The organism is Enterococcus sp. FZMF (assembly GCF_030263915.1).
Lineage (GTDB): Bacteria > Bacillota > Bacilli > Lactobacillales > Enterococcaceae > Enterococcus_D > Enterococcus_D casseliflavus.
Genome location: NZ_CP127160.1, coordinates 3242198 through 3258896 on the forward strand (window position 1 = coordinate 3242198; position 16699 = coordinate 3258896).

The following is a 16699-nucleotide window of genomic DNA, read 5'->3' on the forward strand; positions in this document are numbered from 1 at the left end:
TCAAAATCACTACTACTATGCCGTAACTCAAGCTATGATTTGGGAAGAATTAGGAGATCATCGTCAAAGTACAACAATTCCCAACTATGACCAACGCAAAGCTGAAATCATGGCGCTTGTTAATCGGCACGATACCCTCCCCTCTTGGAATGGACAAATAGTCACCGTCAAAGTCGGGGATTCTGTTATGTTAACCGATTCAAACAATGTGTTATCGGATATGAGCTTAGAATCAAGCAGCGCCAATGCAACCTTAAAACAAAATACTAATAGTTTAGTGATCACTCCAAGTAAAGATTCTAACAATGGTAGTATTACCTATCGCAAAGTTCCGCAAAATAAAATTGGTACGTCCATTGTCTACCGCAAGCCAAACGAACAATCCATGGTGGAATTTCACTTAGATAGTGCTAAACAAGCCAGCGTGAAAGTGAATGTGATTAAGCTAGGAAATCTTCAAGCAGCAAAAATTGATGAAGAAACTGGCAACCCTTTAGCGAATGCAAAATTGAAATTTGAATATAGTGGTACATCAAAAGAAGTGGTGACCGATTCAAACGGAGTAGCTACGATTAAAGACATTCCAGAAGGAACAACAGTCACCGTTAGTGAAGTAACTGCTCCCAATGGGTATGTGAATAAAGGTGAAAAAAGACCGTTACCATCAAGCCAAATGAGTTCACTATGAAGAAAGTCAATGAACAAGCCAATTTTGCTAAAGAACATGGACTGTCCTTTACTTACAACACGCTAGGGACTGATGCCAGCTTCACCCTTGAAACCAAAGACGGTGAAGTTATGCAGGAAGTCACAATTGATAAAGATGGCTTAGGCATATTTGAAACTATCCCAGTAGGCACATTCTATTTAAAAGAAAAAGCGCCCTTTTCTGACAAGCTTATTTTGTCTAAAGATGTAATTCGTATTGAATCAACCAAAGATGGGATCAAAGCCTATGACAAAGACAATCAATTATTAGGTGAATCACCTGCACTATCAGAGGAAATCGAAGAACCCCTTCTCTTTGAACTTATCAACTACTTGAAAAAAGGAACAGCTGAATTAACCAAAAAAGATGTTTCCACAGGAGAGGTATTATCAAATACTGGTATCCGGATCTTAAATGACAAAAAAGAAGTCATCGTTGAGGGGCGTACCAATGAGAAAGGTGTATTTACGTTTGAACAGCTCCCTATTGGCACCTATTACTTCCAAGAATTTGACGCACCAGACGGTTATCGCTTGGATGAAACTCCTCTGAAATTTGAAATCAAAGAAGATGGAAAGGTGGTGAAATGTGAGATGACGAATCAAAAACTTGAAACGCCTAAAAGAACCGATCGTTTCCCTAACACCGGTACTACTATGAACAAAAACTTATTAATTATGGGCTTTGTAGCTGTCACAAGTGCATTAGGATTATTCTACGCTCGCAAGAAAAAAGGTAAAACAACTAATTAGATGCCTATTTACTTTCCCCATTCTATCCCTGCTATCGTGATCTTTTCTTATATGGAAGGATCACTTTTTTTATGGAAAGGAGAACGCTTATGTCCCCTGTTCGTTCCCCCACTGACAAGGCATGTTTGAAAATGACTCTGTGATTAAAGAAAGAAATAAGGAAAAAGACAATGGAATTAAAATATGTGATCCCCAATATAGAAAAAACCTTTGGAATCTTAGAATACGCTGGTGAGGATAAAGTGGAACAGCGTCGAATCAACGGCAAACCTACCATTCTCTCACGTAGTTACAACTTATACTCTACGATCCAACGAGCGGACGATATTGTCGTCGTTTTACCTGCCGAAGCTGGTGAAAAATACTTTGAAGCAGAAGAAAAAGTACGCTTAGTTAACCCTAAGATTACTGCCGAAGGCTACAAAATCAATAACCGTGGTTTCACCAATTACATTTTAACCGCTGACAATATGGTAAAAGCCTAGAAAGGACAAGTGAATCATTATGAGATTAGCAGAAGGAATTGTTATTGAAAAAGAAAAAACATTTGGTACATTGAAATTTTCCGCCTTACGACGTGAGGTGAAAATTGTGGATGAAGAAGGCAATGTGACCGAACAAGTCAAAGAACGCACCTACGATTTAAAGTCGAAAAATCAAGGACGCATGATTCAAGTCAGTATCCCCGCTTCTGCTGGCGAAAAGAATTTTGATTACAATGCCGAAGTAGAATTGATCAACCCCGTTGCCGATACAGTCGCTACTGCTACTTATATGGGCGCAGATGTGGATTGGTACATTAAAGCAGAGGATATTCTTTTAAAACAAAAAAAGGTACTCACTGAGAAGCAACCCACTAAATAATTCAAGAGAAAGGAGACTTATTTATGAGTTTTAAAGGCAATCAACTCGCTATGGGGTCAATTATCGGGTTAGATGATTTTTTCAAAGATATTGAAAAGACACTATCCTCTGAAGCCACACTAAATCCTGAATATTTGATCATGGAATTAATTGAACATAGTTTTGAAAAAAGGGGAGAAATTGTCAGTTTGGTTATTAGTGAAGCCTATAGTAAAACGCCAATGTCAATAAGCTTCAATTTCGCTATTGGTACAGAATCATTAGAAGAATTGATGATCATCTATCTTGGTTATCAAGAAGAAGCATAAAGGAGTAAAACAGTTATGAGCAAAACTTATTTAGTGATCTCGATTCTGGGAAGAGATGAATTTGAGAACGATATCGAACGTTTGGTGAAACCTGAATTTCACTTTTATGTGGACGATATCTATGAAGAAATCAGTGAAAAGTGGAAAGAAGCAGTCGAAGAAGGCAGTCAGCTATTCACTTATCCAACAGTTGACGCTGAAAAGACTCTTGCTAATCAAGCAGTTGCGTTTAAATTTAATGTTGAAGATGAGGACATGATGTTAACGATTCGCTATGCAGGCTGTGATGAATAATCATCATTGACTCTATGGAGGAAAGGAGGCATTTTTATCTTTAAATACAAAGGCAAACGCATTCGAGCTAGCAATAAAAACTTGCTTTATCACACTATTATTGGTGCTTTTGTAATAATTGCGCTACTAGTGATACTACCTTTTCATTTGCGTGCTATCATGCAGACAAATTGGGGAACTGTCACCTTGACAACAGTTGTCTCTCAACTTCAAACATCCTACTTTTTGGGCAGTCTCCTAACTGCCCTTTTTATATACCTACTTATTGGTGGTTTATTCTATCGCTATCGGATTGATGCTATTAAACAGCTGCAACACCGCCAAAAGTTGGCTCGTATGATCCTACAAAATGGCTGGTATGAAGCTGAACAAGTTCAAAATGAAGGGTTCTTTAAAGACCTTCCCAGCTCTAAAAGTAAAGAGCGAATCACCCACTTTCCTAAGATGTATTACACGCTCAAAAATGGCTTAATCCATATCAATGTGGAAATCACCATGGGAAAATATCAAAACCAACTATTGCGCTTAGAAGACAAACTGGAAACAGGTCTGTACTGTGAGCTAGTGGATAAGGTCTTAAAAGAGTCTTATGTGGAGTATACCCTGCTCTACGATACCATTGGCAACCGCATTAATATTGATGAAGTAGCGGCTACCGATGGGCGCTTAAAGCTAATGGAATCCGTCTACTGGGCATACGATTCCTTGCCACATATGCTAATTGCTGGTGGCACCGGCAGTGGAAAGTCTTATTTTATTCTGACGATTATTGAAGCTTTGTTACAGTCCAATGCGAAGCTGTATGTGCTGGACCCAAAAAATGCCGACTTAGCTGATCTAGCAACAGTTATGTCCAATGTTTATTATCGAAAAGACGCTATGTTAGCTTGTATCAATCACTTTTATGGAGAAATGATGGCTCGTAGTGATGAAATGAAACAGCACCCGAATTATCAAACTGGGCAAAATTATGCTGCTCTTGATCTGCCCGCAAATTTCCTCATTTTTGATGAGTATGTTGCTTTTATGGATATGCTCGGTCGTGAAAGCCTTGAAGTCATGAGTAAATTAAAACAAATCGTGATGTTAGGTCGACAAGCTGGTTTCTTCCTTATTTTGGCGTGTCAACGTCCAGACGCAAAATATTTAGCGGATGGCATTCGCGATCAGTTTAATTTTCGAGTAGCGCTTGGACGTATGTCAGAGTTGGGCTATAGCATGATGTTTGGATCAGACACCCAAAAACAATTCTTTTTAAAACCAATTAAAGGGCGTGGCTATGTAGATGTAGGCACGAGTGTAATTAGCGAGTTTTATACCCCACTTGTTCCTAAAGAGCATGATTTCCTAGAAAGAATTGCTCGATTAACTTCCAAAATGCAGGCTGAGCCAGTGGCGGACGAAGTGCAAGCCACAGGTTCAGACTAGCATTGATTGGTGTGGCGCCAGCCACGCCAATCTTTTAGCCTCCGATATCTAACAGGGGGGCACAAAAACAACTAAAAACCAACAATTTTATACTGAAAACGCTTGTACAACAGGCGTTTTCAACGATTGAAGCAGATGTCAACTAACCATTAATAGTTTACATCTACTTTTTTGATTGGAGGAATGTGCATGACAAACACCCTTGGATGGATAAAAGAACTAAAAGACAAGCGACTAGCTTATGGACTTTCACAAAACAAACTAGCACTAGCAGCTGGCATTACGCGTCCTTACCTTTCTGCAATTGAAAATGGCAAAGCAGTTCCGACGGAACAAATCCGCTCTTCCTTGTTTGATACATTGGAGCGATTGAATCCAGATGCCCCACTGGAACTACTCTTTGACTATGTACGGATTCGTTTTCCAACGGTTGAAGTGGCACAAGTGTTAGAAACGATTCTTCACCTGAACATGGATTATATGCTTCATGAAGATTTTGCCTACTACTCTTATACTGAACAGTACCGTTTTGGCGACATTACAGTGATGGCTTCGCATGATCCAACCAAAGGAGTGTTACTAGAACTCAAAGGCAAAGGCTGTCGCCAATATGAAAATTTTCTATTAGCACAACACCGAAGCTGGTTTGATTTCTTTAAAGACTGTTTGAATGCCCAAGGTGTTTTTAAACGATTAGACCTTGCGATTAATGATAAGACGGGACTGTTAAATATTCCAGCACTAGCCCAAAAGTGTCAAAGCGAAGAATGTATTTCACTTTTTCGCAGTTTTAAATACTATCGTAGTGGTGAGTTAGTCCACCGTGACGAAAAGACGGACATGGGCAATACGCTTTATGTAGGCTCATTAAAATCAGAAGTCTACTTCTGCATTTATGAAAAGGACTATGAGCAATACGCCAAGAATAATATTCCCTTAGAAAAGGCAGAGGTTAAGAATCGTTTTGAGATTCGCTTGAAAAATGAACGAGCAATTCATGCGGTCATTGATTTATTGACCCATCAAGATGTCGAAAAAACTGCTTTTGAAATTATCAATCGCTACATTCGTTTTGTCGATAAGGATGAAAATAAACGACGCAGCGCTTGGTCACTGAACCAACAATGGGCATTTTTTATCGGTGAAAATCGTGGTGCCCTGCGTTTAACAACTGAACCAGAACCTTACACGTTTGAGCGTACGCTAAACTGGCTACGTCACCAAGTCGCCCCAACGTTGAAAATGATTGACACAATCGACCAATTAAATCAAACAGCCGTTTTATCTGAATTGATTCATGAAGCCAAGCTAACCGAAAAACATGAAAAACTGATCGAACAACAGTATTTAACCCGTGAAGACGTGATTCTATGAGTAGCCGTTTAACGGAAGAACTTGCCACTCTCGGCTTTCTTTGTGGGATAGAAATGATTGTCTATAGTCAGAATACCGGAGCGTATACCATGTTGATCATTGAAGGAAGTCATGCAGAAAATGAATCGCTCTATCGCTATGATTTTTACAAACAAACCTTTTACCCTCATGGTTCAAACAAGATTACTGTATATGGCGAAAAGCTGACAGCCCCACAATTGTTAAGACGTGTGAAGCAGTATTTAAGTAATCGTGAACGATATTTAAACAATCGAAAAACAACTGAAACGGAGGAATAAAGAATGAATTTTGGACAAAATTTGTATAACTGGTTTTTAAGTAATGCCCAATCGCTTGTATTACTAGCAATAGTAGTGATTGGCTTGTACTTAGGTTTTAAACGTGAGTTTTCTAAACTCATTGGGTTTGTGATTATCGCACTGATTGCGGTCGGTTTGGTCTTTAATGCTGGTGGTGTGAAAGACGTATTACTTAACTTATTCAATCGGATCATTGGGGCATAATAAATATTGAACAAACAAAAGAAATTTGATACGATTTTATAAAATGAGAAAAGGAGTTTTTATGGAAATACTGCCATCACTTATTATATCCCCTGTCATTTCTTTGCTGGTTTGCTACATTACGATTTATCATTCAAATAAGAGAAGTAAGGAAGCATTGGAAAAACAACAAAGAAACCATAGAGAAAACTTGGAACTCTCGGAAAAAAAGTATCAGGAACAACTAGCTATTAACGAAGAAAATGAGCGTTTAAAGCATTTACCTTATCTGTCTCTCGTTCCAAAACACAAGAAACATCGATTTAATGCTGAGATGATAAAGATAGATAACCCGAATCTATATTCGATTCCTTTTGAAATCATCAATAAAGGAGCTGGAACAGCCTTTTCTGTTTATCTAAACTATTTGAATGATGATAGTAAACCAAAAAATATCCATCACATTGCAGTTGCATTGCAGCAAGTTTTTGATGATCATTGTGATGTTCTAGGTGTTCGTGAACCTATCGATACGGATGTTTTACCTGTGGAAGATCAAACAGAGTTTTGCTTATATCTAAGTGCTGTAGATGAAAATTCTGAAACTGTAAACCCTACCTCAGATTTGAGATGAGAATTCGAAATTATTTTCTTTGATATCCAAGGAAGAAAATATTCGCAGAAGTATTCTTTTTATACATCAACAAGAGAAACAAGTATTTTTAGGACAAACTCAGAAATGCCACAGCTTATAGAAATACCAAATAATATTTGACAACAAGTTAATTTAATACTCTTGTTGTCTTTTTATTTTTAATGAAGAAAGAAGTGAAAACTTAAAATGCAAGTCTACGTTGCCAATCTTGGCAAATATAGCGAAGGAGAACTAGTTGGTGATTGGTTCACACCACCTATTGATTATGAAGACATGGCAGAACGAATCGGCTTAAATGAAGAATATGAAGAGTACGCCATTCATGATTATGAACTCCCCTTTGAGATTGGCGAGTATACACCAATCAGTGAAATTAACCGGCTATGTGAAATGATCGAAAAAATAGAAGGCACACCAATCTATGATGAATTAAGTGAAATTCAAGGTATATGGTTCAATTCTTTAGATGAATTGTTGGAACATACCGACGATATTATTTGTTATACCGATTGTGATTCTATGGAAGATATGGCTGCTTATTACATTGAAGAAACAGGCGTACTTGGAGAAGTACCAGCAACCCTACAAAACTATATTGATTATCAAGCGCTTGGACGAGACATGGAACTTGAAGGGAATTATCTTGTTACTTCTCATGGGATATTTGAATACATTTCCTAATTTATATCCTTATACGGTATAATAACTGTAGCTGCTGTTACAGGAGGTGTTAGGTTGGTAATAATTAATGTATATGGAAAAATTCCTAAAACTTTGATTTCTGACAAGCTGAAAATTTATATTTCAAATATCCCTGATGATTGGAAAGAAGAAATCATTGAAGATGTACTAAAAGAAGTCCGACAACAAAAGTTCAATATACTAGAAGATGAAAAAAGATATGGTAAGACTCTTAAATCTGATTACTCCTTATCCTATTTTCAAAAAATTGTTAAGGAAAATATAAAAGGCTATACTAAAAATAATATAGACTCGATTGAAAATTGTATCCAATGTTTGGTAGATAACATGATTCATCTATATTTTGATTATGAATATAGTGACATGCCCTTTTTTGATTGGTCATCAAATTGTTTCGACGGAAGATTTTGTGAAGAAGATTATGCAGAAAAAGTTATTAATTTTATTAATTTTATTCACCATGATTTTCCAAATGAAATACATATAGATACTGTCTATTCAAGTAATAATGACCATCTCCATCAATCAATCATCCTCTTTAAACTAGGCTTTAAAATAAATACAGGTTTTAACCATCTTAAAACTCAATCTGAATCTATTGCTAAATTGGTAAGTACTGGTAAAAAAATAGATAATTATATAAATTCAGAATCTGATTACTATAAATTTGACTATATTCTAAACAGTATATATAAAGATAACGATTATAATCAAAATCACTTTTTTAAAACATATTCTCTATTAGAATTAACTTTATTAGAGCCATATCAAAGAACTAGTGAAGTTGATAATCTTTTAGTCCCTTATTTAAATAAAAAATATGGCAATGAATCAACAAATGTCGCAAAAATCTTAAGACAAATGAGAAATAAAATTGGACACGGAGATTTCAAAGGTTTCAACAATAAAGCAGAAGAATTTGCTCAAAAATATATGAAGCACTATTCTTTTGATTACTCAGAATATAGTAGATTGAATTGGATATTACTATATACTTGTTGCTTGCTTGATGATTTGCTAAGAAACATTCTTTTTAAGCAATTAACAAATTGACAAGTAACTACTATTAAGAGCATTCCTCTAAGAAGGTCTGCTCTTTTTCTATGCACTGAAGTAGAAAGGACGTGATATTTTGAAAAAAATCAGAAGTTATACAAGTATTTGGTCAGTAGAAAAAGTTCTCTATGCCATTAATGATTTACAACTCCCCTTCCCCATTACCTTTACTCAAATGACATGGTTTGTGGTGTCATTACTGGTGGTGATACTCTTTGGGAATCTGCCGCCTCTTTCCTTGATTGATGGAGCGTTACTGAAATACTTAGGAATCCCAGCGGCACTGACATGGTTTATGAGCCAAAAAACATTTGATGGGAAAAAGCCTTATGGTTTCTTAAAAGCAATCCTCAGTTATTGGCTTCGTGCCAAGGTCACTTATGCTGGAAAAACAGTGAAACTACAAAAACAAAAACTCGATGAAGCCATTACGATCGTTAGGAGTGAAATGTATTATGGCGTATCCAATTAAATATATTGAAGACAATTTAGTGTTCAATCATGACGGCGAATGTTTTGCTTACTATGAGCTGATTCCTTATAATTACAGCTTTTTAAGTCCGGATGAGAAATACCAAGTACATGATAACTTTCGTCAGTTAATCGCCCAGAATCGAGATGGCAAAATCCATGCTTTACAACTAGCAACAGAAGCCAGTATCCGAGCCACACAAGAACGGTCAAAAGCCGAAGTCACTGGACGCCTAAAAGAGGTCGCCCATAATAAAATAGACGAACAAACCGAAGCGTTAGTTTCTATGATTGGTGACAATCAAGTAAACTATCGCTTTTTTATTGGCTTTAAACTACTTTTGACGGAACAAGAGCTTTCCCTTAAAACTGTACAGTCTAGTATAAAAACTACTTTTTTAGACTTCTTAAATGGTGTTAATCACAAATTAATGGGCGATTTTGTTTCGATGCCCAAAGCCGAGATTGATCGTTTTGCGAAAATGGAAAAGCTTTTGGCAAGTAAAATTTCTCGTCGCTTTAAAGCACGTGCCTTAGACAAAAATGATTTTGGCTATCTCATTGAACATCTTTATGGCAATCAAGGTACCCCTTTTGAAGAGTATGATTATCATTTGCCTAAACGATATCGGGATAAAGAAGTGCTCGTAAAGAAATACGATCTATTGAAACCAACTCGCTGTCTCATTGAAGAAAAACAGCGCTACTTGAAGCTGGAACATGAGGACAGCGTTACCTATGCTGCTTACTTTACCATCAATTCAATTGTTGGTGAGTTGGATTTTCCCAGTAGTGAAATCTTTTATTACCAGCAACAACAATTTACCTTTCCGATTGATACCAGCATGAATGTAGAAATTGTGGCAAATAAAAAGGCTTTATCGACGGTTCGCAACAAGAAAAAGGAGCTAAAGGATTTAGATAGCCACGCATGGGAAAGTGACAATGAAACCAGCACCAATGTAGTAGATGCCTTGGAATCAGTCAATGAACTAGAAGCAACCTTAGATCAAAGCAAAGAAGCTATGTATAAATTGAGTTATGTGGTACGTGTGACTGCGAAAGACCTGGATGAATTGCAACGCCGTTGTGATGAAGTCAAAGACTTTTACGACGATTTGAGTATTAAATTGGTTCGCCCGTTTGGCGATATGCTGGGCTTACATGGGGAATTTATCCCTGCTTCTAAACGCTATATAAATGATTATATTCAGTATGTCACTTCGGATTTTTTGGCTGGACTTGGTTTTGGAGCGACACAAATGCTTGGGGAAAATGAAGGGATTTATGTCGGCTATAATCTCGATACTGGGCACAATGTGTATCTAAAACCACACCTTGCCAGTCAAGGCGTGAAAGGTTCCGTGACGAATGCCCTTGCGGCGGCTTTTCTTGGCTCTCTTGGTGGAGGAAAGTCATTCTCTAATAACATGCTGGTTTACTACGCTGTGCTCTTTGGTGGTCAAGCCGTGATCGTTGATCCGAAAGCCGAACGCGGCAATTGGAAAGACACTTTACCGGAAATTGCCCATGAAATTAATATCGTCAATTTAACAAGCAAAGAAAAAAGTAAAGGGTTACTTGATCCCTATGTCATTTTAAAACGCAAGAAAGATGCCGAAAGTTTAGCGATCGACATCCTCACTTTTTTAACAGGAATCTCCAGTCGTGACAGTGAGAAGTTCCCTGTTTTACGAAAAGCGATTCGAGCAGTAACGCAAAGTAAGCAACGTGGTTTATTACTAGTAATTGATAAATTGCGTGAGGAAAATACACCGATTAGTCAAAATATCGCTGATCATATCGAAAGCTTTGTCGATTATGATTTTGCGCAATTGTTGTTTAGTGATGGTACCGTGAAACAATCAATCAGTCTGGAAAAACAGTTGAATATTATTCAAGTAGCTGATTTGGTTTTACCAGATTCAGACACTGGTTTTGAAGAATATACGACGATGGAATTGTTAAGTGTTGCCATGTTGATTGTGATTAGTACCTTTGCCCTTGATTTTATTCATAGTGACCGTTCTATTTTTAAAATAGTTGACCTTGACGAAGCGTGGAGCTTCTTACAAGTTGCCCAAGGAAAGACCCTTTCTATGAAGCTAGTCCGTGCTGGACGAGCGATGAATGCTGGGGTCTATTTTGTTACCCAAAATGCCGGAGACTTACTAAACGAAAAAATGAAAAATAATATTGGGTTGAAGTTCGCTTTTCGTTCAACTGATTTGGTGGAAATCAAGAAAACATTGAAATTTTTCGGCGTTGATTCCGAAGATGAAACGAATCAGAAGCGCCTACGTGATCTAGAAAATGGGCAATGCTTGATGTCCGATATTTATGGTCGGGTTGGTGTGATCCAATTCCACCCGATTTTTGAAGAACTCTTACACGCCTTTGATACACGCCCACCGATCCGAAAAGAGGTGGACTAATGAAGCGTCATGAAAAAGTGGTTCGTTACTCTACTATAACAGTGATTGGAGTTGCAATAGTTGTTTTTATCCTTGTCAGTATTGGAACAGCAGCCCATGCAGCTGGCTTAGTGGATGATACGATCAACACCGCCAATGAGTATTCCAAATATGGACTGGATAACTATCAGCTTGATTTTTACGTTGACAATTCTTGGGGCTGGTTACCGTGGAATTGGTCAGATGGACTGGGAAAATCAGTCATGTATGGTTTATACGCCATAACGAATTTTATTTGGACAATCTCTTTGTATTTATCCAACGCCACTGGTTACTTAATCCAAGAAGCCTACCAGTTAGATTTTATCAGTGATACCGCAAATGCGATTGGAAAGAACATGCAGACTCTTGCTGGGATCACCCCCAATGGCTTTTCCAGCTCTGGTTTCTATGTTGGTTTCCTGCTGATCTTTATCTTAATTCTAGGAATCTATGTCACTTATATTGGCTTAATCAAACGTGAAACCACCAAAGCTATTCAAGCCATGATGAATTTCTTGGTGGTCTTTCTTTTATCCTCCTCCTTTATTGCTTATGCACCTAGTTATATTGAAAAGATCAATGATTTTTCTAAGGATATCAGCACTGCCAGCCTTGAAGTTGGTACAAAAATCGTTTTACCGAATAGCAGTAGTCAAGGGAAAGATAGTGTGGACATGATTCGGGATAGTTTGTTTGCGATCCAAGTCAAACAGCCATGGCTACTTTTACAGTATGGGTCAACGGATGTGGAGAAAGCCAGAGAAGAAAAGCTTTTAGCTGTCAGTCCTAACACAAATAATGGCAAAGACCGTGAAACGGTAGCCATTGATGAAATTGAAAACCAAGACAATGCCAATTTATCAATTGCCAAAGTTATCAACCGGTTAGGCACGGTTTTCTTTTTAGTTGTGTTTAATATCGGTATTTCAATTTTTGTTTTCTTGTTAACTGGCATGATGATCTTTTCCCAAGTGCTCTTTATCATTTTTGCCATGTTCCTACCGATTAGTTTTCTATTAAGTATGATCCCTAGTTTTGACGGGATGGGCAAACGTGCCATTACAAAATTATTTAATGTGATCATGACTCGTGCTGGTCTAACATTAGTAATCACGGTAGCATTTAGTATTTCTTCTATGCTCTACTCATTAGCTGGCTCCGCGCCTTTCTTTATGACCATGTTTCTACAGGTTGTTACTTTTGCAGGCATTTACTTTAAGCTGGGCGATATTATGAATTTATTCGCCTTACAAAGTAATGAGTCTCAAAGTATGGGGCGACAATTATTAAGACGCCCACGTATGTTTATGACTCACCAAAGCCGCCGACTTCAACGCACAATGCGACAAGTCGTGCGTGGAACTACCAACCAAACCACATCGAAAGCTACGAGCAACGGTGTCCAACCGAAAAGTAATTCAGCCACCCATGAACGTGGGAATCAAAGTAGACGGAATCCAACGACTCAACCGACTCATACCGATAATCAACCGAACAACCTTGGGGCAAAAGCAGGAGCAGCAGTCGGCAATGTACTAGATACTAAAAATCGAGCATTAAACAAAGCCATAGAATTAAAAGATTCAATTAAAGACACACCGACTAATGCAAAATATGCTTTGTATAAAGGACAGCGTGAGTTAGTGCGTAACGCAGCTGATTTTTCATCAACCCTAAATGACACCAGAACCCAAAAGCAAACCGAGCGTGAACAACAACGACACCAGCGTCAAATGACGATTGCCCAACGGCGGTTGGAAATGGAAAAAGCTAAACAACCAATGCGAAAGTCAGAAACCCCAGCTAACACGAAACCAAAAGAACAACCCATAAATCCAGTACACAAGCGACCAATGACAGCCAAACTTTCCCCCTCGTCTGGACTAAGGCAGGATAATGTTTCAAACAAACCAGCAAAAGTTACCGAAAATCTTAAACCTGTTACTAACCCTGTAGCCCCTAAGAAAATGGTTACTTTACCGGAATCCGAAAAACGATTAGCACTACCAGAACCTAAATCGCAAAGACCTGCAACAACAGCAAAAAATACGTCGGAACCACTGGAATCAAAAGCAAAAAGACCAGCAACTACAACAAACAAGACGCCAACACCGGCAGAAACAAACATACAAAGAACAAACACGGTACCCAAAAATACTGCTCAAACAAGCAACACACAACGCCTCTCTTCACAAAAGCAACAAACAGAAACTACGAAACAATCCGTGAAGAAAAAGAGAAAGACACAAAAGCGTAAACCGAGGACGAAGCCATGAAAAGCCGTTATATAGCTATTGTGTGTGTTGTCTGCTCGTTGTTCTTTAGCTTGTTATTGTTCTTTGTGGTGATTACAGCAGATTCCGAGGATAGTACTACTGATCAAACAGCTGTAAGTGGTAGTTTAAATGTTTCTCCCGAAGTAATAAAGCACAAAGCTTTAGTGGAAAAGTACTGTAAAGAATTTGGAATCGAAGAATACGTGACTACCATTTTAGCCATCATGCAGGTGGAATCGGGCGGTACTGCGATGGATGTGATGCAAAGTTCGGAATCGCTAGGATTACCACCAAACAGCCTAAATACGGAGGCATCTATTAAACAAGGCTGTAAATATTTTAGCGAGCTGTTAGCTACTGCTGACAAACTTGGCTGTGATTCTGATTCAGTGATTCAAAGCTATAACTACGGTGGTGGCTTCTTGCCTTATGTAGCAGCGCATAGCAAAAAATACACTTATGAATTAGCTGAACATTTTTCAAATGAAAAAGCTAATGGTAAGAAGGCGACTTATACCAATCCGATCGCCATTCCAATTAATGGCGGTTGGCGCTATGCATATGGCAATCAGTTCTATGTCTTATTGGTTAAGCAATATTTGACTCCTGCGCATTTTGACAATGAGACTGTACAAGTCATTATGGACGAAGCACTAAAATATGAAGGCTTCCCTTATGTCTTTGGCGGCTCTTCCCCAAGTACTAGTTTCGATTGTTCTGGCTTGGTGCACTGGTGTTACGCTAAAGCTGGTATTCAACTGCCACGCACAGCTCAAGCCCAATATGACGCAACCACTCATCTCCCTTTATCCGAAGCAAAAGCTGGTGACTTGGTCTTTTTTCATTCGACTTATGATGCTGGAGAGTATGTTACTCACGTAGGGATCTATGTGGGAAATAATCAGATGTACAATGCTGGTAATCCAATTGGCTATGCCGATTTGACAGATAGCTATTGGCAAGCCCATTTGATTGGAGCAGGTCGGGTTATTCCTAATTAAGAGAGGATTTGATGAAATGAAAATAAAAATTGAACGAACGAAAAAGCAACCGAAACCTAAGAAACAAAAGAAAAGACCTACAATTAACGTAGGCACACATAAAAAGCTGACACTTGTTTTATGGTTTGTATTGATTGGCAGTGTCAGTTTCGGAATTTATAAGAATTTTACAGCCATCGATCGGCACACTATTCATGAAAAAGAAGTCATTGAAACAAAGATAGTGGATACGAACAGAATTGAAAGCTTTGTGACGGCTTTCGCGACGGATTATTATACGTGGCAACAAGGCCAAGCCGCCATTGATCGTAGAAATGAGCAATTAAAGAACTACCTTACCGAAGAGCTACAACAACTCAATCTGGAAACGGTACGTTCCGATATTCCGACTAGCGCCATGGTTCAGCGTGTACAGATTTGGAGTGTCACACAATCTGAGGATAATGAGTATGACGTACTCTTTTCAGTAGACCAACAGATAACCGAGAACAAGAAAAAAGCTACTATCACCTCTACTTATAGCGTGCAAGTTCGTATGGATAAATATGGGAATCTAGTAATTACAAAGAATCCGACAATGGACAGCCAGCCTAAGAAATCAACCTATCAGCCAAAGCCGCTTGAAAATGACGGCACGGTAGATGCTAATTTAACCACTGAGATCACTAGTTTTCTTGAAACATTTTTTAAGTTGTACCCAACTGCAACAAAAAAAGAACTAGCTTATTATGTCAACAATGACGCGTTACCAGTGATTCAGAAGAACTATGTCTTTGCGGAACTAGTTAGTCCGATTTACTCTAAAAAAGATAAACATATTTTTGTATGTGTAACTGTGAAATACTTAGATCAAGAAGCTAAGGTCTCACAACTTGCTCAATACGAATTAACACTTGAAAAGCAGGAGAATTGGAAAATTATCCATTAAATAATAGAAAATGACTGGGACAGAATCTTAAAAATTACGTTCCAGTCACCTGATATTGGATAAAAAGCGGAAGCAGGGGTCTATAAAAATTAGAAACACAGCATGATATGTAACCTCTCCATAAAAATACTTCCTTAAGCTAATCCTAAAAATATTTACAACCAACTGCTTAAAGTTTTTCAATGCTTATATCTTTTAATACTCAATAAATTTAACAAAAATAATCGTCACTAATTTCATTCAGTGCTGATTTCGAATTTTTTATTATCAATTTTAAAATTTACTGTTCCGTCTTTCATTATATTCAAAGTATCTAAATTGATTATCTGAAGTGGTTCGCTAACTTTTGAGGGAATGATATATATATTTCTTCTGCTCAAGGAGACATATATATGATAACTCCCTCTCCTTTCTCAGTTTTGCTAATTTGAAAGTTTACTTAGTGAATTCTTGTAATTATACCTAATCTCCATGCTTGTAACAAAAATATACATTTGCCTTGGCTATCTGCGGGTAATCCAGTCGAAGCTACTTATCTATTAACTTCTAGTAACTCAATTGCTTTTCTTTTGGTACTCGTTAGTTCACTCCCCTCATGACGTAGCGATTTTCTTGTGTATCAAATATTGCTTGTTCTTTTTTTAGGCAAAAATGGCCCAAACATCTTAATCGGTGATTGGAAATTATAGAAATAAATCGAAAAAAATACTATATATAATTTCCCAACTATTCGTAATTCCCTAGTTTATACAGAATAAAGTGTTTGACATTAAAATTACTAATAGGTAAATTTTTGAATCAAGCAACCTTCTTTGTAAATTTTGCTGGATTTTATTTTTTTGTAATTGGTCGCAAAGCACAGTGCTTCACGAAAAGATTTAAAACTTTTTTCTCCCTTTGTTTTATCCTTATTAATACAAAC

The 16699-nt window shown here is 37.6% G+C and carries 18 protein-coding genes; all 18 read left to right on the plus strand.

The annotated features are described in order from the left end of the window. Positions 1–34 precede the first annotated feature (34 nt). The 18 genes from QN079_RS15855 (at position 35) to QN079_RS15940 (ending at position 15777) form a co-directional block, all read left to right on the plus strand. Positions 35–688 (plus strand): prealbumin-like fold domain-containing protein, encoded by a 654-nt coding sequence (locus QN079_RS15855; RefSeq protein WP_289230107.1) that lies wholly within the window; start codon positions 35–37, stop codon positions 686–688. Further along, the gene (locus QN079_RS15860; RefSeq protein ID WP_289230108.1) at positions 685–1461 is read left to right on the plus strand and encodes a SpaA isopeptide-forming pilin-related protein; all 777 of its coding nucleotides are present in this window, start codon (positions 685–687) and stop codon (positions 1459–1461) included. Before QN079_RS15855 ends, QN079_RS15860 begins: the two co-directional genes overlap by 4 nt. Positions 1462–1631: 170 nt before the next feature. Further along, entirely contained in the window at positions 1632–1946 is a 315-nt protein-coding gene (locus QN079_RS15865; protein WP_270790904.1) for a YdcP family protein, read from the plus strand. Between the two features lie 19 nt (positions 1947–1965). Continuing rightward, positions 1966–2325, plus strand: a complete 360-nt coding sequence (locus tag QN079_RS15870) for a YdcP family protein (protein ID WP_289230109.1) — start codon at positions 1966–1968, stop codon at positions 2323–2325. A gap of 23 nt (positions 2326–2348) precedes the next feature. Further along, positions 2349–2633 (plus strand): hypothetical protein, encoded by a 285-nt coding sequence (locus tag QN079_RS15875; RefSeq protein ID WP_289230110.1) that lies wholly within the window; start codon positions 2349–2351, stop codon positions 2631–2633. Positions 2634–2648: 15 nt separating this feature from the next. Then, positions 2649–2927, plus strand: a complete 279-nt coding sequence (locus QN079_RS15880; protein WP_289230111.1) for a hypothetical protein — start codon at positions 2649–2651, stop codon at positions 2925–2927. A 30-nt stretch (positions 2928–2957) separates the two neighbouring features. Then, on the plus strand, positions 2958–4355 hold the full coding sequence (locus QN079_RS15885) for an FtsK/SpoIIIE domain-containing protein (RefSeq protein WP_502875155.1): 1398 nt from the start codon (positions 2958–2960) through the stop codon (positions 4353–4355). A gap of 189 nt (positions 4356–4544) precedes the next feature. Further along, on the plus strand, positions 4545–5729 hold the full coding sequence (mobT, locus tag QN079_RS15890) for a MobT family relaxase (protein WP_289230112.1): 1185 nt from the start codon (positions 4545–4547) through the stop codon (positions 5727–5729). Next, positions 5726–6028, plus strand: coding sequence for a hypothetical protein (locus QN079_RS15895; protein WP_289230113.1), 303 nt, complete (start codon positions 5726–5728; stop codon positions 6026–6028). The genes mobT and QN079_RS15895 overlap by 4 nt, the downstream gene beginning before the upstream one ends. A 3-nt stretch (positions 6029–6031) precedes the next feature. Next, positions 6032–6253, plus strand: a complete 222-nt coding sequence (locus tag QN079_RS15900) for a hypothetical protein (protein WP_137663415.1) — start codon at positions 6032–6034, stop codon at positions 6251–6253. A 61-nt stretch (positions 6254–6314) separates the two neighbouring features. Then, positions 6315–6866: a hypothetical protein gene (locus QN079_RS15905; RefSeq protein WP_289230114.1), complete on the plus strand. Its 552-nt coding sequence runs from the start codon at positions 6315–6317 to the stop codon at positions 6864–6866. Positions 6867–7073: 207 nt separating this feature from the next. Next, positions 7074–7568 (plus strand): antirestriction protein ArdA, encoded by a 495-nt coding sequence (locus QN079_RS15910; protein WP_289230115.1) that lies wholly within the window; start codon positions 7074–7076, stop codon positions 7566–7568. Between the two features lie 54 nt (positions 7569–7622). Then, complete coding sequence (locus tag QN079_RS15915) at positions 7623–8642, plus strand: hypothetical protein (protein ID WP_289230116.1); 1020 nt, start codon at positions 7623–7625, stop codon at positions 8640–8642. Between the two features lie 79 nt (positions 8643–8721). Then, positions 8722–9117 carry a conjugal transfer protein gene (locus tag QN079_RS15920; RefSeq protein ID WP_289230117.1) on the plus strand — a complete coding sequence of 132 codons (396 nt, stop codon included), beginning with the start codon at positions 8722–8724 and terminating at the stop codon, positions 9115–9117. Then, positions 9101–11551, plus strand: coding sequence for a conjugal transfer ATPase TcpF (tcpF, locus tag QN079_RS15925; RefSeq protein ID WP_289230118.1), 2451 nt, complete (start codon positions 9101–9103; stop codon positions 11549–11551). Before QN079_RS15920 ends, tcpF begins: the two co-directional genes overlap by 17 nt. Further along, positions 11551–13848 (plus strand): CD3337/EF1877 family mobilome membrane protein, encoded by a 2298-nt coding sequence (locus QN079_RS15930; protein ID WP_289230119.1) that lies wholly within the window; start codon positions 11551–11553, stop codon positions 13846–13848. Before tcpF ends, QN079_RS15930 begins: the two co-directional genes overlap by 1 nt. Further along, on the plus strand, positions 13845–14849 hold the full coding sequence (locus tag QN079_RS15935; RefSeq protein WP_289230120.1) for a bifunctional lytic transglycosylase/C40 family peptidase: 1005 nt from the start codon (positions 13845–13847) through the stop codon (positions 14847–14849). The genes QN079_RS15930 and QN079_RS15935 overlap by 4 nt, the downstream gene beginning before the upstream one ends. A gap of 16 nt (positions 14850–14865) precedes the next feature. Continuing rightward, positions 14866–15777 carry a conjugal transfer protein gene (locus QN079_RS15940; RefSeq protein ID WP_289230121.1) on the plus strand — a complete coding sequence of 304 codons (912 nt, stop codon included), beginning with the start codon at positions 14866–14868 and terminating at the stop codon, positions 15775–15777. Positions 15778–16699: the final 922 nt, after the last annotated feature.